20 protein-coding genes are annotated in these 21,384 nt (G+C 74.2%); 11 read left to right on the top strand and 9 right to left on the bottom strand.

Annotation, left to right across the window (positions count from 1 at the left end; all coding sequences use genetic code 11):
* Positions 1–92 precede the first annotated feature (92 nt).
* Together ABZ497_RS34355 and ABZ497_RS34350 are read right to left on the bottom strand one after the other, a co-directional pair.
* The gene (locus ABZ497_RS34355; RefSeq protein WP_359811442.1) at positions 93–2,975 is read right to left on the bottom strand and encodes a transcriptional regulator; all 2,883 of its coding nucleotides are present in this window, start codon (positions 2,973–2,975) and stop codon (positions 93–95) included.
* A gap of 245 nt (positions 2,976–3,220) precedes the next feature.
* Positions 3,221–4,048 (bottom strand): TIGR04222 domain-containing membrane protein, encoded by an 828-nt coding sequence (locus ABZ497_RS34350; RefSeq protein WP_359811439.1) that lies wholly within the window; start codon positions 4,046–4,048, stop codon positions 3,221–3,223.
* Positions 4,049–4,310: 262 nt separating this feature from the next.
* On the opposite strand from ABZ497_RS34350, the gene ABZ497_RS34345 reads away from it, so the two are divergent.
* The 3 genes from ABZ497_RS34345 (at position 4,311) to ABZ497_RS34335 (ending at position 7,540) form a co-directional block, all read left to right on the top strand.
* Positions 4,311–4,859 carry an RICIN domain-containing protein gene (locus tag ABZ497_RS34345; RefSeq protein WP_359811436.1) on the top strand — a complete coding sequence of 183 codons (549 nt, stop codon included), beginning with the start codon at positions 4,311–4,313 and terminating at the stop codon, positions 4,857–4,859.
* Between the two features lie 249 nt (positions 4,860–5,108).
* Complete coding sequence (locus ABZ497_RS34340; protein ID WP_359811433.1) at positions 5,109–6,440, top strand: GH1 family beta-glucosidase; 1,332 nt, start codon at positions 5,109–5,111, stop codon at positions 6,438–6,440.
* Positions 6,441–6,769: 329 nt separating this feature from the next.
* Positions 6,770–7,540 carry a hypothetical protein gene (locus ABZ497_RS34335; RefSeq protein ID WP_359811430.1) on the top strand — a complete coding sequence of 257 codons (771 nt, stop codon included), beginning with the start codon at positions 6,770–6,772 and terminating at the stop codon, positions 7,538–7,540.
* A gap of 34 nt (positions 7,541–7,574) precedes the next feature.
* Here the strand turns inward: ABZ497_RS34335 and ABZ497_RS34330 are convergent, their stop codons facing one another.
* Together ABZ497_RS34330 and ABZ497_RS34325 are read right to left on the bottom strand one after the other, a co-directional pair.
* A complete protein-coding gene (locus ABZ497_RS34330; protein WP_359811428.1) occupies positions 7,575–7,940 on the bottom strand; it encodes a hypothetical protein in 366 nt (121 codons plus the stop codon).
* Positions 7,941–8,093: 153 nt separating this feature from the next.
* On the bottom strand, positions 8,094–9,029 hold the full coding sequence (locus ABZ497_RS34325; RefSeq protein WP_359811425.1) for an AraC family transcriptional regulator: 936 nt from the start codon (positions 9,027–9,029) through the stop codon (positions 8,094–8,096).
* A 95-nt stretch (positions 9,030–9,124) separates the two neighbouring features.
* On the opposite strand from ABZ497_RS34325, the gene ABZ497_RS34320 reads away from it, so the two are divergent.
* Positions 9,125–9,847, top strand: a complete 723-nt coding sequence (locus ABZ497_RS34320) for an SDR family oxidoreductase (protein ID WP_359811422.1) — start codon at positions 9,125–9,127, stop codon at positions 9,845–9,847.
* Between the two features lie 134 nt (positions 9,848–9,981).
* Here the strand turns inward: ABZ497_RS34320 and ABZ497_RS34315 are convergent, their stop codons facing one another.
* From ABZ497_RS34315 to ABZ497_RS34295, 5 genes are all read right to left on the bottom strand, one after another.
* The gene (locus ABZ497_RS34315) at positions 9,982–10,395 is read right to left on the bottom strand and encodes a VOC family protein (protein WP_359811419.1); all 414 of its coding nucleotides are present in this window, start codon (positions 10,393–10,395) and stop codon (positions 9,982–9,984) included.
* 174 nt (positions 10,396–10,569) lie between these two features.
* The gene (locus tag ABZ497_RS34310; protein ID WP_359811416.1) at positions 10,570–11,229 is read right to left on the bottom strand and encodes a glyoxalase; all 660 of its coding nucleotides are present in this window, start codon (positions 11,227–11,229) and stop codon (positions 10,570–10,572) included.
* Between the two features lie 5 nt (positions 11,230–11,234).
* Entirely contained in the window at positions 11,235–11,768 is a 534-nt protein-coding gene (locus ABZ497_RS34305; RefSeq protein WP_359811414.1) for a helix-turn-helix transcriptional regulator, read from the bottom strand.
* Between the two features lie 169 nt (positions 11,769–11,937).
* Complete coding sequence (locus ABZ497_RS34300) at positions 11,938–12,348, bottom strand: VOC family protein (RefSeq protein ID WP_359811412.1); 411 nt, start codon at positions 12,346–12,348, stop codon at positions 11,938–11,940.
* Positions 12,349–12,509: 161 nt separating this feature from the next.
* A complete protein-coding gene (locus ABZ497_RS34295; protein ID WP_359811409.1) occupies positions 12,510–14,246 on the bottom strand; it encodes an amidase in 1,737 nt (578 codons plus the stop codon).
* A 145-nt stretch (positions 14,247–14,391) separates the two neighbouring features.
* Here ABZ497_RS34295 and ABZ497_RS34290 point away from each other — a divergent pair, with 145 nt between their 5' ends.
* The 7 genes from ABZ497_RS34290 to ABZ497_RS34260 all read left to right on the top strand — a co-directional run bounded on the left by ABZ497_RS34290 (position 14,392) and on the right by ABZ497_RS34260 (position 21,234).
* A complete protein-coding gene (locus ABZ497_RS34290) occupies positions 14,392–15,117 on the top strand; it encodes a TetR/AcrR family transcriptional regulator (protein ID WP_359811406.1) in 726 nt (241 codons plus the stop codon).
* Positions 15,118–15,364: 247 nt separating this feature from the next.
* Positions 15,365–15,925, top strand: coding sequence for an RNA polymerase sigma factor (locus tag ABZ497_RS34285; protein ID WP_359811403.1), 561 nt, complete (start codon positions 15,365–15,367; stop codon positions 15,923–15,925).
* Positions 15,922–16,746, top strand: coding sequence for a zf-HC2 domain-containing protein (locus ABZ497_RS34280; protein ID WP_359811400.1), 825 nt, complete (start codon positions 15,922–15,924; stop codon positions 16,744–16,746). The genes ABZ497_RS34285 and ABZ497_RS34280 overlap by 4 nt, the downstream gene beginning before the upstream one ends.
* A 32-nt stretch (positions 16,747–16,778) precedes the next feature.
* Positions 16,779–17,588, top strand: a complete 810-nt coding sequence (locus ABZ497_RS34275) for an ABC transporter ATP-binding protein (protein ID WP_359811398.1) — start codon at positions 16,779–16,781, stop codon at positions 17,586–17,588.
* Positions 17,585–18,985, top strand: coding sequence for a hypothetical protein (locus ABZ497_RS34270; RefSeq protein WP_359811396.1), 1,401 nt, complete (start codon positions 17,585–17,587; stop codon positions 18,983–18,985). The genes ABZ497_RS34275 and ABZ497_RS34270 overlap by 4 nt, the downstream gene beginning before the upstream one ends.
* Positions 18,982–19,554 carry a hypothetical protein gene (locus tag ABZ497_RS34265; protein WP_359811395.1) on the top strand — a complete coding sequence of 191 codons (573 nt, stop codon included), beginning with the start codon at positions 18,982–18,984 and terminating at the stop codon, positions 19,552–19,554. Before ABZ497_RS34270 ends, ABZ497_RS34265 begins: the two co-directional genes overlap by 4 nt.
* A gap of 354 nt (positions 19,555–19,908) precedes the next feature.
* Entirely contained in the window at positions 19,909–21,234 is a 1,326-nt protein-coding gene (locus tag ABZ497_RS34260; protein ID WP_359811392.1) for a discoidin domain-containing protein, read from the top strand.
* The last annotated feature ends 150 nt before the right edge of the window (positions 21,235–21,384 follow it).

Here is a 21,384-nt window from a genome sequence, read left to right as displayed (position 1 = left end):
TCAGTTGCGCTCGCGTCACACACCACGGTCTACCGGATCAGGACCCGCCGCGAAGGTGAATCGCCAAGATTGATCACGACCGAATACGTGCCCTAAGCGAGTCGCAGGCCGTGGCGGGCCCGGGGGGTGGGCGCGATCGCGGTCGGGCCCGCCGGGGTCCGGCGGCCCGCCGGTCCGGCCAGCCGCCCGTCCAGGTCCTCGGCCAGCCGGACGTCCCCGTGCGCGGTGTACAGCTCGCCCGCCGCCCGGAGCTGGTCGCCGGCCTCCTCGGTGCGTCCCGTCCCCGCCAGGAAGTCGGCGAAGTGACGCCGCGCTAGGGCGTGCAGCCGGACGTTGCCGCTCGACCCGCACAGGTGCAGCGCCTCCCGCCAGACCCGTTCGGCCGCCTCCGGTTCGCCCAGCGCCTGCCGGGCGAGGGCCTCGCTGACCATCGCCCACAGGTGGGCGTTGGCGGTCGGACGGTCGGACAGCAGCGCTCGCGTCTCGCGGGCGTGCTCCAGCGCGGCCACCGGCTCGCCCAGCACCACCTTGATCGCCGCCGCGTTGCTGAGCACGGTGGCGGCGTGCTCGCGCAGTCCGCTCGCCCGGATGAGGGCGAGGGCGGCCCGCGCGATCCGGTCCGCCTCGGCCGGGTCGCCGGACAGGGCGGCCATCGAGGACCGTACGGAGAGGGCGTGGATGTGCAGTTCGCCGTCGTCCGGGGTGGTCCGGCCGACGGCCCGCCCGGCGAGCGGCAGCGCCTCGGCGACGCGTCCGCTGGAGCCGAGGGCGCAGGCCGTCGCCGCCTCCATGGCGGCCAGCCCCTCCCGGCCGCCGTCCAGCCGCGCGGCCCGCAGCCCGACCCGCAGGCAGTCGAGCCGGTCGGCGACCCGCCCGGCGCCGTAGTAGAGGATCGAGGCCGACCGGGCCAGGCGCCACGCGCGTTCGTACTCGCCGCGATCGGTCGCGGCCGTCACCAGCGCGCGGAGCACCGGCTCCTCGGCGTGGCACCAGGCGAGCGTGGACCGGACGTCGCCGAGCCGCGGCAGCGCGCGCGGCCCGGGCCCGGCCGGCCGGAACGGCTCGTGGTACGGGTTGATCCGCCGGACCGCCAGGCCGGTCGCGACGAGCTCGTAGTCGACCAGGCGCCGGAACGCCGCCCGTTGCCGCTCGGGGGCGAAGCGGGCGAGCAGCTCCGAACCGTAGAGCCGGACCAGGTCGTGCCGGCCGAAGCGACCGGGCGTCTGCTCCGCCAGTAGGTGGTGCGCGGTGAGCGGGCCGAGCGCGTGCCGGGCGCCCTCGGCGTCGGTGTCCAGCAGCGCGGCGGCCGCGTACGGGTCGGTGGTGCTGCCCGGGTGCACGGTCAGCAGCGCGAGCAGGCTCCGCGCGCCGTCCGGGAGATGGTGGTGCGTCAGGGTGAGCGCCGCCCGGACGCTGACCGCCCCGCCCTGGGTGCCGAGCGCGGCCAGCCGGGTGCCCTCGTCGCTCAGCTCGTCCACCAGGTCGGCGATCCGCCAGCCCGGGCGGGCGGCGAGCCGGGCGGCCACGATCCGCAGCGCCAGCGGGAGCCGGTCGCAGAGACCGATCAGCCGCCCGGCCGGCTCCGGCTCCGCCGCCACGCGCTCGGCGGTGAGCAGGCGCTCCAGCAGGCGGTGCGCGTCGGCGGACGGCAGGGCGGCGAGCTGGAGCAGCGCGGCGCCGTCGGTGACGACCAGGTCCTCCAGGCTGTTCCGGCTGGTGATCACGGCGGCGCAGCCGGGCCCGGACGGCAGCAGGTCGGCCACCTCGGCGGCGCACCGCGCGTTGTCCAGCACGACGAGCAGCCGGCGCCCCTGGGTGCGGTCACGGAACAGTGCCGCGCGCGCGGTCCGGTCCTCCGGGATCGCCTGCTCGGGTAGGCCGAGCGCGCGGAGGAAGCGGCCCAGGGCCTGGGCCGGGTCGCCCGGACCGGCGGGGTCGAAGCCGCGCAGGTCCGCGAAGAGGACGCCGTCCGGGAAGCCCGCCGCGACGCGGTGGGCCCAGTGGAGCACCGTCGCGGTCTTGCCCACCCCGGCGGGGCCGGTCACCACGGCCAGGCCGTCCCCGGTCCGGTCGGGCCCGCACTGCCGGTCGAGCCAGTGGTGCTCCGACGAGCGCCCGACGAAGCCCCGGGGCGGCCCGGGCAGGTCCCCGACGGCCACCGGCGGCCCGACGGCGGCCGTGTTGTCGGAGGTGTCGGGGGTGTCGGGGGTGTCGGGGGCCTGACGGGAAGGGGCGCCCCGGCCGGGGCGGTCGGTGGCCGGCAGCTCGGCCAGGGCCTCCTGCAGCGCGGGCCCCGGTGCGACGCCCAGTTCCTCGTCCAACCGGGCACGGGCCCGGTGGTAGACGCGCAGGGCGTCCGCACCGCGCCCGCTCTGGTGCAGACAGCGCATCAGCAGGGCCGCGGTGGGCTCCCGCAGTCCGTCCGCGCGGACGCTCTGCTCCAGGACGGGGACGGCCGCGTGGCCCAGGCCGAGCCGCAGCTGGCGCCGCGCCCACGCGGTCAGGGCCTCGGTCCGGCCCTCGTCGAGCCGGCCGGCCAGATCGGTGCAGAGCGGGGTGGCCGGAAGATCGGCCAGGGCGGCGCCGCGCCAGAGCCCGAGCACCCGCTGGAGCAGCCCGGCGGCGGTGGCGTCGTCGGCGGTCTCGGCGGCCCGCGCGGCCAGTGCCCCGGCGGCGAGGGCGTCGACCGCCCCGGGGTCGCCGTCGAGCCGGTAGCCGGGCGCGCGGGTGGTGAGGGTGAACCCCGAGCCGGCCAGCACCTTGCGCAGCGCCGCGACGTGCCCCTGCAACGCCGCCTTCGCCTGGATCGGCGGCTCGTCGCCCCACATCAGCTCGAAGAGCCGCTCGACCGCCACCGTCCGGCCCAGCTCCAGCGCGAGCAGGGCGAGCACCGCCCGCCGCTTCGCACCGCCGACCGCGGCGGCCTCGCCGTCCGCGCGCCACAGCTCGACCGGTCCGAGCAGCCGTATCCCCATCGTCCCCGTCCCGCCTGTGCCGTCTGGGCCCTGCTGTGCTGTGCCCTGCGGTGCCCCTGCTGTGCCCCTGCTGTGCTGTGCTGTGCCTGTTCCGTGCAGGGGTGGCATCCTACCGACGGGTAGCATCCCGGTGGCACCCGTCGTCCGACGGGGGAGGGGCGGCGGGCGACCTCCTGGCGCCCGCCCCGGGGGCCGGGCCGGGCGCCGTTCCGGGCGCCAGGTCGGGCGCCGGGCCCGGCGTCGCGTCAGAGACCGCCGAGCCCCGGGGGGTCGTCGACGGGCGGCCCGGTGCGTGGGCCTTCGGGCCAGGAGACGGCCCCGGAGAGGGGGCCGAGCCTGCCGGTGAAGCCGCCCCGACGAACGGCGGTGGCGAGCAACTCGGCGTCGTGCGCGGAGAGATCGTCGTTGGTGTGCGGGATCCACGGCTCGTGGTCGGCGTAGTGGGCCTCCAGCGCGGCCCGCCCCGCGTCCGTCCGGCTGCAGTGCCAGTAGTGGCCGCTCACCGGCGGGGTGGCGGCCTTCCAGCCGACCGCGAGGAGGACGGCCGTGGCCACGAGCGGGACCAGCAACGCGCGGCCTCCCTCGGCGGCGGCCAGGCCGACGGCGGTCAGTCCCATCGCGACGGACGCTACCTGGGCCCACACCAGCCAGGTGTGGCTCCGCTGCGCCGCCCGGGACCGGCCGGGGTGCCGCACCAGCCCCTGGTCGCCGAGCCGGTCACCGATCGCGAGGACGGCCCGGCTCCGCTGGAACCGGTCCATCCGGCGCCAGGTCCGGCGGCTCGGCGAAAGCCCGATCACCTTGATCACGTCGGCTTCGACCGCGTCGCGCGGCACGGGATCGATGACGGTGAGCACCTTGTCCCGCGCCCTCAGCCGCCCGCCCAGCACCATCGCGGCCATGGCCGCCCGGGCGACCCGGTCCTCGTAGAGCTGCAGGAAGGCCACCTCGTAGAGCGTGAACTCCTCGCCGGGCGCCCGCGGAACGACCGGAGCGTCCAGGAAGACGCGGAGCGCGCGCCGGTACCGGACGGCGCAGGCCGCGGTCGACCCGTAGGCGACGACAAGCAGCACCCACCAAGGCACGGCACAGTCCCTCCACCCCACCGACAGGTCACCCGCCCTCTACCCCGCCCGGTCGCGCCCGACACGGCGGAGCCCCCGGCGACCGGGCTGCCCGGGCGGTGAGGGGCACGCGGGGTTCCGACGGGGTGTCAAAAGTACGTCCAGGACACCTGCAACCTCGCCGGGGTCGGCACGTCTATGAGGTTGAGGCGGTCGGGAAGCCCGGGTGTCTCGATCCGAAGCACAGGTACAGAGATCCTATGGGGGAACCATGAACAACCACGTCCTTGCCAAGCGCCGTCTCGGCTCCGCCGCCACTGCCGTCGCCCTCGGGCTCGGCGCCGGGCTGCTGGCCGCCGCCCCGGCCTCGGCGTCCGGGATGTCCTACGTCCCGCTCTCGGCCGACTCCACGGTGGCGCTCCAGAACGCCGAGACCGGCAAGTGCCTGGGAGTCGTGGACTTCCGCACCGACGACGGTGCGCCGGTCCGCCAGTCGTCCTGGTGCTCCGACACCGCGCAGCAGTGGCGGGTCAGCGACGGCTTCCTCGTGAACGTGTACAGCGGCAAGTGCCTTGAGGTGCCGGGCTGGAGCACCGGCCAGGGCACCGCGGTCAACCAGTGGACGTGCAACGGCGGCGCCAACCAGCGCTGGGGCAAGGTCAACGTGAACGGCGCCACCTCGGCCGTCGTCAACTTCCACAGCGGCCTCGTCCTCGACATCTCCGGCGGGAACCCGAGTGACACCACGCCCGTGATCCAGTGGTCCCCGGGCGGCCCGGCGAAGACGAACCAGCAGTGGGCGCTCAACCCCGTCGGCTGACCCGCCCGGGCCGCCCGGCCCGGCGCTTCCGCCGGGCCGGGCGGCCGCCCTTGCCGGACGGGCGCGGTCAGCGCAACGCGCCCGCGCCCGGGCTTGGTCAGGCTTCCGGGGCGATGTCGGCGCGGGGTCGCCGATGCCGACGTGTCCGCGGTGGCACGTCAACCTCCGGATGTCCCGGCCGTCCACCTCTGGTGCTTCGGCGTCCGGCCAGTAACATGAGCCCTCCTCGCGTTTCTGTAGGAGGTTGTCATGCAGGCTCGACTTGAACTGCCGTCCGGGTTCCGCTGGGGCGTCTCCACGGCGGCCTACCAGATCGAGGGGGCCGTCGAGGAGGACGGCCGCGGGCCTTCGGTCTGGGACGTGTTCGCCGCCCGGCCCGGTGCGGTACGGGACGGGCACACCGGGGCGGTGGCCTGCGACCACTACCACCGGTATCCGGAGGACATCGCGCTGATGCGGGGCCTCGGGCTGGACGGCTACCGGTTCTCGATCGCCTGGCCCCGGATCGTGCCGACCGGCGCGGGCTCGGTCAATCCCGCCGGGCTCGACTTCTACGACCGGCTGGTGGACGCCCTGCTGGACGCCGGGATCACCCCGCTGCCCACGCTCTTCCACTGGGACCTCCCGCAGGCCCTGGAGGACGCCGGCGGCTGGCTGAACCGCGACACCGCGTACCGGTTCGCCGAGTACGCGGCGGTGGCGGCGGACCGGCTCGGCGACCGGGTACCCGCCTGGATCACCCTCAACGAGCCCTTCGTGCACATGGTCTACGGCTACGCGATGGGCATCCACGCCCCCGGCCGGACCCTGATGCTGGACGCGCTCCCGGCCGCCCACCACCAGCTGCTCGGCCACGGCCTGGCCGCCGCCGCCCTGCGCGAGCGCGGCCTGCAGGTGATGATCGCCAACAACCTCACCCCGGTCTGGCCCGCCTCCTCCTCGGAAGCCGACCTGGTCGCCGCGCAGGCCTACGACGCCCTGCACAACCGCCTGTTCACCGACCCGCTCCTGCTCGGCCGCTACCCCGACCTCGCCGCCTACGGCGTCGGCCCCGACCTCGGGGGCAGCGTCCGGGACGGCGACCTGAAGCTGATCGCCGGGACGCCCCTCGACGGTCTCGGCGTCAACTACTACAACCCCACCCGCATCGCCGCCCCCACCGACCCCGGCCTCCCCTTCGCCGAAGCCCCCATCGAGGGCGTCCCCCGCACCGCCTTCGGCTGGCCCGTCGTCCCCGACGGCCTGCGCGAACTCCTCGTCGGCCTGCGGCAGCGCTACGGCGCCGCCCTCCCACCCGTCACCATCACCGAGAACGGCTGCTCGACCACCGACACCCTCGACGACCAACCCCGCATCGACTACCTCGCCGGCCACCTCGGCGCGGTGGCCGCAGCGGTCGCCGACGGCGTGGACGTGCGCGGCTACTACACCTGGTCACTGCTCGACAACTACGAATGGGCCGAGGGGTACCACCAGCGCTTCGGCCTCGTCCACGTCGATTTCGAGACGCAGCGGCGCACGCCGAAGGCTTCGTACGCCTGGTACCGCGACCTGATCGCCACTCATCGAGCGAATGCATGAGGCTGGTGCCGCATCGGACGACGTTCGCCCGGCCACGGGCGGTTGATCCATGGGGTGATGGGGCGATGAGTCTGGGCTCAGGTCAGGGGGAGGGACGGTGCGCGGTTCGCTTCCGGCCGGATCGGGGCGTGATGCGGCCGGGGGCCCGGCATCGTCGTGCTGTCCGCGGTGAGCAGGAGGGCGTTCTCCTTCTCGACCCGCTCGCCTGCCCAACGGGTCCCGGCGGCGGGAACCGCTCCTCCCGTCCGCCCGTCCTTTCCAGGGGCTACCGCAGAATCGACGCCCCCACAGTTCTCCCCAAACGAACTACCGAGGCCCGAGGAGGATCCATGGTCGACACCGTCAGCTCGCTGGCCACCCGTCTGCACGAAGTGCTGGTGGAGTTCCTGACCAAAGGACCCGCCGTGGCGGGGACCAGGGGCCTCCACGACCTCGTCGCGCGTGCCGCGGCGCTCGGCCCCGACGGTGCGTGGCTCGCCGCGTCGGGCCGTGCGAGCCTCGGTGAGCTGGCGTGCGCGCAGGGAGATGCGGAACTGGCGATCCTCCATTTTGAGGCCGCCGTGGCAGGGGGCTTCAACGACTGCGTGGCACTCCACGCGGCTGTCCTGGTCCCGTTGCACCAGGACCCCCGTTTCCGTGCCCTGTACGAGCGGATGCGCATCACCCAGGCCGACCTCGACGAGTTCTTCTGGTTGCACCGGGAGATGCGGATCACGGTGCGGGAGGCCCAGGACGCGAGCGTCGACAACATCGGCCGCCTCGACACCGGGGTGTCGCTGCTCCCGCAGGCCCCCATGCCGACCCGTGAACCGAACACCCTCGGCGTCCTGATCACCCGCATCGATCTCGCCGCCGTCCAGACCGCGCTCCAACAAGCCGCCGTGAAGGCGGAGTTCCAGCGCAGCGCCGGCAACACCAGCCTCAGTCTCATCGACGACTCGTGGGACTACCCCCGGGCTCGGATCGACGCCTGGCACGCCGACGAGCTGGAGACCCGACGCCAACAGGCCGCCGAGGCCAGGGCCTTCGTCGAACGCCCCGGCGCCGGCACCACACTCATCCCCTGCCCACCGCTGGGCTCGATCGGATACCCGGCCTGAGTGTCCGTCACCGCGCCGGCGCGATGACGGACACTCAGGCTCCGGCCAGCCAGTCTTCTTCGAGACCGCCGAGAACGAAGCCGTTCTCGAAACGCACCGTGTACCTGGTCCGAGCGCCGGCTCCGGCGCCCACCGCTCCCATCCCGACGACCCGCTGACGGAGGTCGTCGATGGGGCCGGCGGTGAAGCTGTCGAACCGGCTGCCGCGGACTTGCTGGTCGAAGCTCGCGAGCATGTCCGGGGACGCGCCGCCGACTTGTACTGCCGAGCCGGAGACGATGCCCGTCAAGCCCCCGGCCAGGAACAGCGGACCGGGGAGGCCGGTTCCGGCCGTCATGCCGTCCGCGCTGACCTGCACATCCCGGGTCAGCCTCACCTTCGCGCCGATCTCGTACGGCATGGGTGATCCCCCCTCGTTCGATCTTGGCCGTGACCGGGACAAGCGTAGTCGCGGGGTCTCAGGAGGAAGGTGGGTTCGGCAGGATCAGGACGGAGACCGGCCGGCTGCGCGTGCTGCTCTCCCGGTACCGGGTCGCCGGCACCGTGGCCGGGGTCATCGGCCGGGCCGGCGGGCCCGTGCCTCGCGGCGGTAGGCGCCCGGTGGGGCTCCGAAGTGGCGCTTGAAGGCCTTGGCGAACGCGAGCTCCGACGTGTACCCGCTCTTCGCCGCGACGGTGGTCAGGGAGAGGTCGCCGTCCCGCAGGAGTCGTCCGGCCGTCGTCATGCGCCACGTCGTCAGGTAGCTCAACGGCGGATCGCCGACGACGGCGGTGAAGCGCCGGGCGAAGGCCGCCCGGGACAAGCCCGCTCTGCCGCCGAGGGATTCGACGGTCCACGGATGCCCGGGGTCCTCGTGGATGGCATGCAGCGCCGGTGCGATCACCGGATCGGTGAGGGCCGCCGCCCAGCCCCCGGCGCGCTCGTGCGACTGCTCGTCGTACCAGCAGCGCAGGATGTAGACGAGGAGCAGGTCCATCAGCGACCCGACGACGGCGTCGGATCCGGGCCGCGGGGCGTTCATCTCGACGCAGAGCTGATCGACCGTCGCCTGCAGCGCCGGATGGCGCCCCGGGCGGGCGGGAAGGTGGATGACCTCCGGGAGTTCGCGCAGCAGCGGATGCCGGTGGTCCACGTCGAGCTTGTAGGCGCCGCACAGCAGGCGGGTCCGCGCGCCGGGGCCGTCGGCGACGAGGCGGCCGATCGGCGAACCCGCGTCGACCGGTACCGGAGCGAAGTCCACGACCGGGCTCGATGGCGAGTCGGTCAGGACGTGGCCGCTGCTCCGGCGCAGGAAGACCACGTCGCCCGCGCCGAGTTCGATCGGGTCCCCGGTCGGCGGTACGAGCAGGCACCGGCCCTCGCCGACCACATGGAACGCGGCCCCGACGACGGCCTGGACGCGGAAGCCCCACGGCGCTCGCGCCTCGGTGCGGACGGTGCTGGGACGTCCCGTTCTCAGTGCGGCCAGGGTGTCGCTCAGGATGTCCACGACGCGATCATAGTGCCGGGGGATCGAGACGATCGGACAGCGGATCGAGATGCTTGGCCATTCATCGTCTCGCGGCACTGACATAGCTTCACCTCATGACACTGAACCAGAAGAAGATCGTCGTCATCGGCGGCACCTCGGGCATGGGCTACGCGGTCGCCGAGCAGGCCGCGAAGGACGGAGCCCGCGTCGTCGTCGCCTCGCGCAGCCAGGAACGCGTGGACGCGGCCGCGGACACGCTGCCCGGCGACACCGAGGGCCGTCGCATCGATGTGACGGACGAGTCCTCGATCGCCGCGTTCTTCGCCGGACTCGGCGAGTTCGACCACCTCGTCTACACGGCCGGAGACACCCTGCTCCTGAAGGGGATCGAGGACCTCACCTCGGCCGAGGCCCGCGCCGGCTTCGAAGTCCGTTACTGGGGAGCCTTCCTGGCCGTGAAGTACGCGGTGCCGGCCATCCGTCCGGGCGGCTCGATCGTCGTCACGTCCGGAGTGGTCGCGACCCGCCCGCTGCCCGGCTCGCCGATCCCCGCCAGCACGACGGGAGCGATCGAGTCCCTGACCCGAGCGCTCGCCCTGGACCTGGCCCCGCGGGGGATCCGTGTCAACGCGGTACGCCCCGGCGTCGTGCGGACCGAACTGTGGGACGGCCTCGTCCCGGAACCGGAAGCGTTCTTCCGGAGTCAGGGCGGCGGACTCCCGGCCGGTCGGGTCGGGCAGCCCGGGGACGCCGCGGCGGCCTACCTCCTCCTGCTGGGCAACCCCTTCGCGACCGGCTCCGTGCTGACGCTCGACGGCGGCGGGTCCCTCGTCTAGACCGGTCGGCAGACGGCTCACGTGAGGTGCCGGGGGTGGGGCGGCCGCCCCGGCGGTAGCGGTCGCCGCGGGGCGTCCGAGCGGGCGCGGGTCACGGGGCTCGCGACCCGCTCGTAGGTCCTGCGCGATCGCGGTTACTCGGCGTAGGGCTGGTCCGTTCCCTGGGCGCTGTAGCCGAGGCTCCAGATGTAGCCCTCCGGGTCGGCGAAAGTGCCGCCGTACCCGCCCCACGGCAGAGCGCCGGCGGGCTTGAGGACGGTGGCGCCGGCCTGCTGGGCCTCCGCCATGATCTCGTCGACCCGTGCCTCACTACGGACGACGTAGGTCAGGACCAGGCCGCTGAAGCCGCTGCCCTCCTGGTCCGTGCCGACCTGCTCGGCCAGGCCCTCGCGGCCGTAGAAGCCGACCGGCGAGGCGCCGTCCGATGCGAAGAACACCGAGATGCCGTAGTCGTTCTGGATCTTCCAGCCGAGCCCCTCGGTGTAGAACCGCTTGGCCCGGTCCATGTCCCGGACGCCGAGGAGGATGGAGCTGACGTGCGCCTTCATGGCTCACTCCTTGTACTGGTGGATGTGTGTGCGCTACTGGTGGAGGTGTCCGCGACGTGTGGGGTGTACGCGTCGGCGATCCGGGCCGGGGCCCGGCTGTCGTCGGCGGCGCGGACGATCGAGCGGGGCCGGGCGCGCAGCACCCGGTGGCCCATCGGGGGCGCGGCCTGTCGGTCAGGACGGCGTGGGGGCGAGCGCCTCGGCGGCCTCCCAGACGAACCCGTCCTGGTCCGTGAAGGCCCCGGCGGCGCTGCCGAGCACGATGCGGTGCGAGCCCGCGCCGTCGACGGGGACGCCGAGGTCCTTGGCCAGCGCGCGGCGCTTGTACAGCGCCAGCTTGACGGTGCCGGCCCGACCGGGGGCGAACTCGGTGTACTTGCCGCCGAAGCTCTTGGCCACGGTCAGGCCCCGGTCGACGTAGACCTGCTTGGTGGCCTTCACGTCCTCGACACCGAGCAGCAGGACGACCTCGTCGATCTCGCGGGTGGCGGGGCCGGTGTCCTTCTTCGCGGAGGTCGCGATCTTCCAGATCGTCCCGTCCGGGGCCTGGACGACGCCGCCGTAGCCCCACAGCGACTTCGCGGCGGGCTTCAGGACGGTCGCCCCGGCGTCCACGGCGGCGCCGACGAAGCCGTCGACGGTCGCGGGCCCGGACACCGTGAGCGCCAGGGTGAAGCCGCGGAATCCGGTGGAGTGCGCCCCGGACGCCCGCAGGCGGATGTGCGTGTCCACGCCGAAGGCGCGGTAGAAGCGGAGGGCGGCCTCGGGGTCGGCCACCTCAAGGGTGACGGAGGCGAGGGACGTGTGGGCTGCGGTGGAAGCGGTGGTTGCCATGACCATCACGCTAGGCGCTGCCCGGCGGCCGGGGCTTCTCGATTCCTGACCGGTCTCGCGACCCGCCTCGCCACCCACGCGGGCATCCCGTCCAGGATGATCGCCGGCCCCGCCGCAGGAGCGGGACGGCCGGCCACCGCGTCCGCCGCGTCCGCCGCGTCCGCCGCGTCCGCCGCCCGGCGCCGGAAGGCTCCTGGCGGCATGCCGACCAGCTCGGTGAAGCGGGTGGTGAACGTACCCAGCGACGCGCAGCCGACCGCGCGGCAGACCTCGGTGACGCCGAGGTCGCCCCGCCGCAGCAGCGCCGCCGCCCGCTCGATGCGACGCGCCATCAGATACGCGTACGGCGACCGGCCGTAAGCGGCGCGGAACTCCCGACTCAGCTGCCCGGCGGGCATGTTCGCGTCGCGGGCGAGCGCCGCCACGTCCAGCGGCCGCGCGTACTCCCGGTCGATCCGATCGCGGACGCGGCGCAACCGCGCGAAGTCGGCCAGGCGCTGCGCCTGGACGAGCGCTCGCCGCCATTCCGGCCTGCACATGGGAACCACCTCGTTCTCCGTCTGCCCTGTCCGTCTGCCCTGCCCATCGGCGCCTTCGAGCGACCGGCGGTGGCCGAGGTGGCTGTCCCCGGACGCGTCCACGTGCCGCCGACACCCCTCACGGGTGGTCGCGCGGCGGCTCGCACAGCCGCGCCGGTACCCGTACGGCTCAGCGCAGTTCCTGGATGCGGATCAGATTGCCCGCGGGATCGCGGAACGCGCAGTCGCGGACGCCGTACGGCTGGTCGGTCGGCTCCTGGACGACCTCGCTGTCACCGGCCTGCACCTTCTCGAAGGTGGCGTCGAGGTCCGGGGTGGCCAGCAGGATCCAGCCGTAGGTGCCCTTGGCCATCATCTCGGTGATCGTGCGGCGCTCGTCCTCGGTGATGCCGGGGTCGGCGGCGGGCGGCGCCAGCAGGATCGACGTGCCCGGCTGCCCGGCCGGGCCGACCGTGATCCAGCGCATCCTGCCCTGCCCGACATCGCTGCGGACCTCGAAGCCCAGGACGTCGCGGTAGAAGACCAGTGACGCGTCCGGGTCGTCGTGCGGAAGGGTGGTGGTGTGAATGCTGATGTCCATGGCGTGCAGGCTAGAGGCAACGCCGTGGCCCGCGCTTCTCGATTCCTGATCGATCGGGACACATTCGGACGTCAGCGGACATGTCGGGCGGCGTGCCTCGCGTCCCCACGCCAGCGGCGGGGCGGAGCGGGGAGACCCCCGCCCCGCCCCGTCACGTCACGTCACTCGGCGGGCAGTCGAGGGGTGCGCGGCGGTTCCGTGCGGCGGGGGGCCGTCGCCTCGAAGGCGGCGCCAAGGGTCAGGAGCGCGTTGTCGTCGTAGGCGCGGCCGGCGAAGGTGAGGCCGACGGGCATGCCGGTGTCGGTCATGGTGCCCATGGGCACGGTCACCGTGGGGATGCCGAGGTGGCGGGGGACCAGGTTGCCGTTGGCGACCCAGACGCCGTTGCGCCAGCCGAGGTCGGCGGACGCCTCGGAGACGTCCATGTCGGCGGGGCCGACATCCGCGACCGCGGGGAACACGACGGCGTCCAGGCGCAGTTCGTCCATCCACTCCTCCAGGTCGACCCGGCGGGTCTCCTCCAGTCCGCGCAGGCCCGCTTCGAGGTGCGGCATGTCGGTGAAGGAGGCGTACGGGCGCTCGCGGACGAAGCGCGGGTAGTCGCCGATGGTGTCGTCGAAGCCGGCGTAGCGGTCGGGGAGTTCGCCCTGCCGCTTGGGCCAGATGCGGTCGCCGTCGACCTCGGCCAGGGTGGCGAGCGCGGGGTCGGCGTTGGCGCGCAGGAAGTCGTCCCACGCCCAGGCGGAGAGGTCCTCGATCTCGACGGTGAGGTAGTCACGGCCGACCAGGCCGCGGGTGAGCAGCGAGGGCGTGCCGGGGCGGTCGGACTCGTAGTTCGACACGACGGGGAAGTCGACCTCGACGACCTCGGCGCCGGCGGCCTCCAGGTCGCGGCGTGCGGCTTCCCACAGGGCGATCACCGAGGGGCGGGTGTCGATCCGCTGTCCGGTCTGGCCGCCGATGCCGCCCTCGGGGTTCGTGCCGGCCTCGGGGTCGGCGTTGATGTACATCCTGGGCACGCCGACGCGCTTGCCGGCGAGCGCGGCGCGCGCCGCCCCGGCGTCGGCGGGGGCGAGGGCCGGGTAGGAGGCGGGCCGCACCCGGGAGGCGGCGGGCAGCGGCACCCACGGCTGGGCGCGCCACAGGTCGCCGCGGGTCTCCGGGTCGTCGGCGACGATGACGTCGAGCAGCTCGAACAGGTCGGCCATGGTGCGGGTGTGCGGGACCACGACGTCCATGGTCGGCACGAGCGGCCAGTTGCCGCGCACCGAGATCACGCCGCGGCTGGGCGTGTAGGCGCACAGCGCGTTGTTGGAGGCGGGGGCCCGGCCCGAGGACCAGGTCTCCTCGCCGAGGCCGAACGCGCCGAACGACGCGGCGGTCGCGGTGCCGGAGCCGTTGGAGGAGCCGGAGCCGTAGGCGCTGGTGAGCCAGTCGGCGCTGTACGGGCTCTCCGCGCGGCCGTAGACGCCGCGCTGCATGCCGCCGTTCGCCATCGGCGGCATGTTGGTCAGGCCGATGAGGACGGCGCCGCCCGCGCGCAGCCGCTCGATGGCGAAGGCGTCGCGCTGGGCGACGAGGTGCTCGAAGGCCGGCGAACCGGCGGCGGCCGTCAGCCCCTTCGCGAGGTAGCTGTCCTTCGCGGTGTACGGGATGCCGTCCAGCGGGCCGAGCGTCTCGCCGCACGCGCGGCGTGCGTCGGAGGCCTCGGCCTCGGCGCGGGCGTCCGGGTTCATCACGACCATCGCGTTGAGGGCGGTGGCGGTGCCGGGCCGGTCGTACGCGTCGATCCGTGCGAGGTAGGCGTCGAGCAGCTCGACCGCGGTGGTCCGGCCCTTCTCCAGTGCCTCGCGCAGGTCGGCGATACAGGTCTCCACAACGTCGAATCCGCGCGTCATGCGGGTGCCTCCTGGGTGGGGGTCGGGCAGGTGGATCGCCGGGCGGCGGGCCGGTCGCGCGTTCGCGGCCGCCACGCCTCCGGCGAACTGACTAGAATTTCAGTCTAGACTACGGATCTAGACCCCCCAGGATCGAGGTGCGGCCATGTCGACGCGAGAGACCGAGCCGGTGACGGGTGCCGCGCAGGGTGCCGAGGCGGGCGGCGCGTCGGGCGCTGGGACGGGCACTGAACCGGGCGCCGCTCCCCAGCCCGCCCCGGCCGCGGTCGACCGGAAGCGCCAGCCCAGCGGCGACGAGGCGCGGGGGCGGGCGATGCGGGCCGCCATCAGCGTCATCGCCGAGAAGGGCACCGCGGCCGTGCGGATGTCGGACATCGCCGCGCGGGCCGGCATGAGCACCGGGCACATCCTCTACCACTTCGGCAAGAAGGACCGGCTGCTGCTGGAGGTCCTCGCGTGGAGTGAGGCGGACCTCGGCTCCCGGTTCGAGCGGGCCGCGGACGAGGCCGCGTCCCCCGTCGAGAAACTGGCGCTGTTCGTCCGCTACTACCTGCCCCGCCACCCGGGCGACGAACGCTACGCGCTGTGGACGCAGGTGCTGGCCCAGTGCCACGACGACGCCGGCCGGCAGGTCCTCACCGACCTGTCCGACGTCTGGGAGGAGCGGCTCGAAGCCGTCCTCCGGGAGGGGCGGGCGCTGGGGCAGTTCGCCGACGTGGACCCTACCGAGTTCGTCATCAGGGCGGTGGCCATGCTCAACGGGCTCTCCGGGGACGTGATGTTCGGGCGGGCCCGTTGGCAGCACGCCTCCGCGCACGCCTTCGCCCTGGCCGCGCTCGAACGCGAACTGCGGCCGGCCGGCCGGGCCTGAGGACGCGCCCCGCTGCCGTCGCACGGGTCCGGCGGGCCGAGGGCCACCGCGTGCGGCGCGAGGACCGGCGACCACCGGCGGGGGCCGGCCGGTGCGGCCGCCCGGCCGGCGCGCGAGGGCGCTCCCGGCGGGACGGGGCCCGGCGGGCGCTCCCACGGCGGCCGGAGTGGATCCCGCACCCCGCCGGACTGTGACGCAGGTCACGGCGGAGGTAGAACCTGACCGCGGCTCCGGGCGTCTGGCTGGTGTGAGATCACGTAGGAGAGCACTGGACGGCCTGGACGAGGAACGCCTCGTCAAGCTGGTGGCCCGAGGGGACCGCGCGGCCTTCGACGAGCTGTACCGGCGCACGTCGCCGTGGCTGGCGGTGCGGCTGCGCCGCCGCTGCGCGGACGAGCAGATCGTCGCCGAGGTCATGCAGGAGACCTATCTCGCCGTGTGGCGTGCGGCCGGCGCGTTCGCCGGGAGCGCGGTCGGCGGGACGGCCGTCGGATGGCTGTGGACGATCGCGGCGCGCCGCCTCGTCGACGCGTTCCGGCGCCGGGCCCACCACGCCGAACCGCCGGTCGCCGCCGCCGAGCGGGCGGCGGTGCCCGCGGCGGAGGAGGAGGCGCTCGCCGGGACCGTCGGCGGGGACGTCGGCGACGCCCTGCGGCGGCTGGCGCCGGAACTCCGCGAGGTACTGCAGGCCACGGTGCTCGACGGGTTCTCCGTCCGGGAGACCGCCGTGCTGCTCAGACTGCCCGAGGGCACGGTCAAGACCCGCGCCCGTCGGGCCCGAATCGCGATGCGGGAGGCACTGGCATGAGCGGGGAACACGCGTCGACGCGGTTGATCGACGACTACGCGCGCGGTGACGCGGCGATGGCCGCGGACACGGTCTGGGCGTTGGAGGCCCACCTGGAGGCGTGCGCGCCGTGCCGGAGCCGGCTGGCGGCCTCGGTGGCCACCGGGGCGCCCGCCGTCGCCGCACTCGTCGACACCGTCCGGACCGCCCTGGAGCCGCGCTTGGACGCGGCCGGCCCGGTCCCCGCGCGGCGGCTGCGCCCCGGACGGATCTCGGCCTGGGTGACGCCGGCCGCGGCCCCGTGGCTGGCCATGGCCGTCGCCGTCACCCTGATCGCCCTCCTGCTGGACGCGGTCGCGTCGCCCGGGTTCGTCGGCGACGCCCCGCTGGTCCTGCTGATCGCGCCCGTGCTGCCGATGTGCGGTGTGGCCGCGTCGTGGTCGCGGAGCCTGGACCCGGCGCACGAACTGACGGCCTCTACCGCCCGGGCCGGCCTGCCCCTGCTCCTCAGGCGCACCACGGCGGCCCTCCTGGTGATCCTGCCCGGCCTCCTGGTGGGGGGATGGCTCACCGGAACCATGACGGCCGCGCAGTGGCTGCTGCCCTCGCTGGCGTTCACCTCCACCGCCCTGGCATTGGGCAGCGTGGTCGGCGTGACGCGCGCCGCCGCCGGGCTGGTGGTCGCGTGGGCCGCCGTCGTGACACTCGCCTGTGCCACCGGGCACCTCCCGCAAGCCCTGCAACTCGCCGTCCGGCCCGACCGGTTGGCCGGCTGGGGCGTGCTCCTTGCCCTCGGCGCCGGCGCCGTGATCGCCCGCCGAAGCGCCTACTCGACACGCTGAACCCCTCGTCGCCCCTGGAAAGGGACCACCGCATGACACCCCTCACGAGCGCGGCCGACACCGCGCCGAAGACCTACGCCTGGGAGATCCGGGCCGACGGGCTGAGCGTCCGCGCCGGACGGAAGAAGCTGGCCGTCGACGGGCTCGACCTCTCCCTGGGCATCGGCGCCCACGGGCTCCTGGGGCCCAACGGAGCGGGGAAGACCACCCTGATCCGGGCGCTGGCCACCGTGCTGCGCCCCGCCGGGGGCGAGCTGGAACTGCTCGGCACCCCGTTGGGCGGGCCGGCCGACCACCGGGCCCTGCGCCGCCGGATCGGGTACCTGCCGCAGGACTTCGGCTACTACAAGCGCTTCACGGTACGTGAGTTCGTGGAGTACATGGCCTGGTTGAAGGAGGTGCCGAAGGCGGACATCCCGGGGGCCGTCCAGCGGGCCGTGGAACGGGTCGGTCTGGCGGACCGCGCCGACCACCGGATGAAGACCCTCTCCGGCGGCATGGTCCGGCGCGCCGGCATCGCCCAGGCCATCGTCAACGACCCCGCGGTGCTGCTGCTGGACGAGCCGACGGCCGGCCTCGACCCGGCGCAGCGGCTGCGCTTCCGCGAACTGCTCCAGGAGCTGGGCCGCGACACCTGCGTGGTCGTCTCCACCCACCTGGTCGAGGACGTCGCGGCCGCCTGCTCCGACGTCGTGCTCTTCGCCGACGGCCGCCTGGTCTTCCACGGCACGCCGGACGACCTGGCGGCGGCGGGCGGCCCCGAGCACCCGGGCGACAGCCCCCTGGAGCGCGGCTACTCGGCACTGCTCCGCGACTCCGGCCGGCAGGGAGGCACCTGGTGAACGCACGGGTGATGACTACCGAGTGGAAGCGCTCCGCCGCCCCGTGGGCCGGCCTCGTCGTCCTGGGCGGCAGCCTGGCGGTCTTCTGCCTGATCGACGGGATCTGGTGGCGGGGCACCGCCGGGTGGACCGCCCAGTGGACCACGATGGCCATGTGGACCAGGTACCTGCTGGCCCTCTGGTGGCCGCTCGTGGTGGGCCTGGGCGCGGCGTACGGGTTGCGCGACTCCCGCTCGCGGATGACCGAACTGCTGGCGACCACGCCGTTGCCGTCCTGGCGCCGTGCGGCGCTGCCGGCCGGTGCGACGGCGCTCGCGCTGGCGGCGGGCTTCGGCCTCCCGGTCCTCGTGGGCGGGGTCCAGGTAGCGCTCGGCCGGACCACCTACACGCACCTCGGCTGGCTGCCGATCTCGCTCGTGGCGGCACTGGCCCTCGTCGCGGGGGCGGTGTTCGGGATGGGTGTCGCGCGGGCCCTGCCTTCCGTGCTCACCCCGCCGGCCCTGGTGGTGGGCACCCTCCTGCTGGCCGACATCCTGCTGCGGCCCAACCGTGACGGGGCACTGCCGACGAGCATCGCGCCGAACCGGCTCGCCCTGCTGTCCCCGGCGACGGTGGAGCCGCGGGAGATGCTGCTCACCCTGTCCGGCTCCGTGCACCTGGGCCAGACGCTCTGGTTGCTCGGCCTGCTCGCCACCGGCTTCGTCCTGCTGTCGGCCGTGACCCGCCGGGCCCGGCTGCTCGCGGTGGTCCCCGTCGTGGTCGGCGCGGTCCTGGCCCTGCTGGTCCTGCCGGCCACGCCGCGCGACACCTACGTCGTCGACGAGGCCGCCGCCGCCCTGGTCTGCGACGGGCCGGTGTGCGTGACACGGGCGAACCGCTCGCACCTGCCCGAACTCGCGCCGCGCGGCCGGGAGGCGCTGCGGGTGCTGCACGATGTCCTCGGCGACGGCGCCCCGACCTCGGTGCGGGAGGACACCCGGCTGCGCGCGCTCGGCGGCGAACGCCAACTCTCCGGCGACGTGGTGCTGGTCGACTTCGACGAGCGGCTGTTCGTCGAGGCCACGGGTGACGAGCTGACCCGCGCGCTGATCGCCGAGGGGCTGGCCCCGAACTGCTTCCCCCACAACGACCGGGAGGGCGGCGGGATCGGGGGCGTCCCCGCCCAGAGCGTCGCCGTGAGCTGGGCCCTGCGGGATCCGGTGCTCCGGCCGCTGGAGGAGAAGGGCGACGACGCGTACGCGCTCGGGATCTGGGCGCAGGCCGACACCGCCTGGCGGAGCCTGACGGCGGCGCCGCCGGCCGAGCAGCGCGCGCGGATCGCCGGGCTGCGTGCCGGCGCCGTCTCCTGCCTGCGGTACGACGAGCTCTCGGCGCTGGCGGACGGGGTGTCGCGGTGAGGTGGCTGCTCCTCTACACGCGTTCGCGGCAGGTGCCCGGCTCGGCCGCCGCGGTCACGCTCGTCGCGCTGGCGTGGTGGGCCCTCGGCCGGGGCGGCGCGGGCCAGGCCGGTCCGGCGACGGTGATCCTGGTCCTCACGGCGAACGTGGTGGCCGCCTCCGTCGGGCTCGGCGGGCAGGACGTGGTGCTGGAGCGGACGGCGGCGATCCGCTGGCTGCCCCGCCGGGTGGCGCACGTGCTGCTGATCGGCGCGTCCGCCGGTGCGGCGCTGCTGGTGGTCGGGGCGGCGGGCGGGGCGTCCGCGCCCGCCGAGGTGGTCGTCCGGGACAGCGTGGGCCTGGCCGGCCTGGCGGCGCTCGGCGCGGCGCTGTGCGGGGCGTCGTTCGCCTGGACCCTGCCGGCCGGTTGGCTCGCGTTCACCCTCCTCGTACCGCCGGCGGGTGGCACCGCGGGGCAGGTGCTCCACTGGATGGCCGTTCTGCCCGGCACGGCGGCGTCCACCGGGACGGCGTGGGCCCTGTTCGCGACCGGCGCCGCGGCGTACGCGGCCGCAGGTCCGAGGCGGTAGCGGGCACTCCGGCGGTCGGTCGGGGCCGTGGAGGCGGGTCCGGCGAGGCGTTCGGACAGGGCCATGATCCGCTGGGCGGGCGGAAGTTCGGTGCCGCCGAACTATTGGTAGGGAACTTTACTATCCATTAGGCTGTCGGTCGGCGGCTTGGCACGGCACCCCGGCTCGAAGGGGGTGTGACGTGCTCAGCGAGAGCTCTGACCCGGCCGCTGCGGTGGCGCGGTTGCCGCTCGCCCGGTGAGTTCGTGTGCTGTGGACCGGAGTCCAGCTCTCGCCATCTACTCAAGGTCATGGAGTTCAGGGATGCGTCTGGGTGTCTCGGCAAGACCTGTTCGTGTCGGAGTGTTCGCCGCTGTGATCACGTTGCTCGGCGGCCTGGTGCTCGGCTGGTCCGGGCAGGCGGGGGCGGCGGTCGACCCGCTGCTCTCGCAGGGGAAGGCCGCGACGGCCTCCTCCACCGAGGGGTCGTCGTACGCGGCGGGGAAGGCGTTCGACGGGAGTACCTCCACCCGGTGGGCCAGTGTGGAGGGGAAGGACCCGCAGTGGCTGCGGGTCGACCTCGGGGTGGGCGCCAACGTCTCCCGGGTGAAACTGAGTTGGGAGGCCGCCTATGCGAAGGCGTACCGGCTGGAGGTGTCGGCGGACGGGGTGACCTGGACGGCGGTGGCCGAGGAGAAGGCCGGCAACGGCGGGACGGACGACTGGACGGGGCTGGCCGGAAAGGGCCGCTACGTCCGGATGTACGGGACGGCGCGCGGGACGTCGTACGGGTACTCGCTGTTCGAGATGCAGGTGTACGGAGTGCCGGACGGCACCCCGTCGCCGACCGGCACCCCGTCGCCGACCGGCACCCCCTCGCCGACCGGTACCGCGCCGGGCGGGGCGTTCACCGTGGTGGCGGCGGGCGACATCGCCGCCCAGTGCACCGCCGCGGACAGCGGCTGCGCGCACCCGAAGACGGCCGCGCTGGCCCAGCAGATCAACCCCGAGTTCTACCTGACGATGGGTGACAGCCAGTACGACGACGCCCGGTTGGCGGACTTCAAGGCCTACTACGACAAGACCTGGGGGGCGTTCAAGGCGAAGACCCACCCGGTGCCGGGCAACCACGAGACCTACGACCCGGCCGGGTCGCTCGCCGGGTACAAGGCGTACTTCGGCAGCATCGCCTACCCGCAGGGGAAGAGCTACTACAGCTTCGACGAGGGCAACTGGCACTTCGTCGCGCTGGACTCCAACGCCTTCGACCAGAGCGCCCAGATCGACTGGCTGAAGGCCGACCTGGCGGCCAACGGGAAGAAGTGCATCGCCGCCTACTGGCACCACCCGCTGTACTCCTCCGGCGGCCACGGCAACGACCCGGTCTCCCGGCCGGTGTGGAAGATCCTCTACGGGGCCAAGGCCGACCTGGTGCTGAACGGGCACGACCACCACTACGAGCGGTTCGCCCCGCAGGACCCGGACGGGAAGGCGACCGCGGACGGGATCGTCGAGATCGTCGGCGGGATGGGCGGCGCCGAGCCCTACCCGATCGAGCAGGTCCAGCCGAACAGCCAGAAGCGGATCAGCGGTGACTACGGCGTGCTGAAGCTGGACTTCACCGACTCCGGCTACGGCTGGAGCTACGTCGGGACGGACGGCCAGGTCAAGGACACCAGCCCGAAGTACAGCTGCCACTGATGATGTACCTCGCCACCACGGGCCGCCGTCCGGACGCGCCGTCCCGCCCCGCCGGGGCGGCACTTCGGCCGAGGCCGAGCAGCTGATCGTCGTGGACACCGTCGCGTACCAGGGCGGTGACGCGGCCACCGCGGCCCGGCAGGCCGGCCG

It is taken from the genome of Kitasatospora sp. NPDC005751, from assembly GCF_040630835.1.
Taxonomy (GTDB): Bacteria; Actinomycetota; Actinomycetes; order Streptomycetales; family Streptomycetaceae; genus Kitasatospora.
Note: the sequence above shows the minus strand (reverse complement) of the source record. Positions and strands in the feature narration are given on the sequence as shown.

Excerpts from the sequence above, each read along its gene's own strand:
- ABZ497_RS34355 (WP_359811442.1), bottom strand. The coding sequence starts at position 2,975 with ATGGGGATACGGCTGCTCGGACCGGTCGAGCTGTGGCGCGCGGACGGC.
- ABZ497_RS34345 (WP_359811436.1), top strand. The coding sequence starts at position 4,311 with ATGAACAACCACGTCCTTGCCAAGCGCCGTCTCGGCTCCGCCGCCACT.
- ABZ497_RS34340 (WP_359811433.1), top strand. The coding sequence starts at position 5,109 with ATGCAGGCTCGACTTGAACTGCCGTCCGGGTTCCGCTGGGGCGTCTCC.
- ABZ497_RS34335 (WP_359811430.1), top strand. The coding sequence starts at position 6,770 with ATGGTCGACACCGTCAGCTCGCTGGCCACCCGTCTGCACGAAGTGCTG.
- ABZ497_RS34330 (WP_359811428.1), bottom strand. The coding sequence starts at position 7,940 with ATGCCGTACGAGATCGGCGCGAAGGTGAGGCTGACCCGGGATGTGCAG.
- ABZ497_RS34320 (WP_359811422.1), top strand. The coding sequence starts at position 9,125 with ATGACACTGAACCAGAAGAAGATCGTCGTCATCGGCGGCACCTCGGGC.
- ABZ497_RS34315 (WP_359811419.1), bottom strand. The coding sequence starts at position 10,395 with ATGAAGGCGCACGTCAGCTCCATCCTCCTCGGCGTCCGGGACATGGAC.
- ABZ497_RS34310 (WP_359811416.1), bottom strand. The coding sequence starts at position 11,229 with ATGGCAACCACCGCTTCCACCGCAGCCCACACGTCCCTCGCCTCCGTC.
- ABZ497_RS34305 (WP_359811414.1), bottom strand. The coding sequence starts at position 11,768 with ATGTGCAGGCCGGAATGGCGGCGAGCGCTCGTCCAGGCGCAGCGCCTG.
- ABZ497_RS34300 (WP_359811412.1), bottom strand. The coding sequence starts at position 12,348 with ATGGACATCAGCATTCACACCACCACCCTTCCGCACGACGACCCGGAC.
- ABZ497_RS34295 (WP_359811409.1), bottom strand. The coding sequence starts at position 14,246 with ATGACGCGCGGATTCGACGTTGTGGAGACCTGTATCGCCGACCTGCGC.
- ABZ497_RS34290 (WP_359811406.1), top strand. The coding sequence starts at position 14,392 with ATGTCGACGCGAGAGACCGAGCCGGTGACGGGTGCCGCGCAGGGTGCC.
- ABZ497_RS34280 (WP_359811400.1), top strand. The coding sequence starts at position 15,922 with ATGAGCGGGGAACACGCGTCGACGCGGTTGATCGACGACTACGCGCGC.
- ABZ497_RS34275 (WP_359811398.1), top strand. The coding sequence starts at position 16,779 with ATGACACCCCTCACGAGCGCGGCCGACACCGCGCCGAAGACCTACGCC.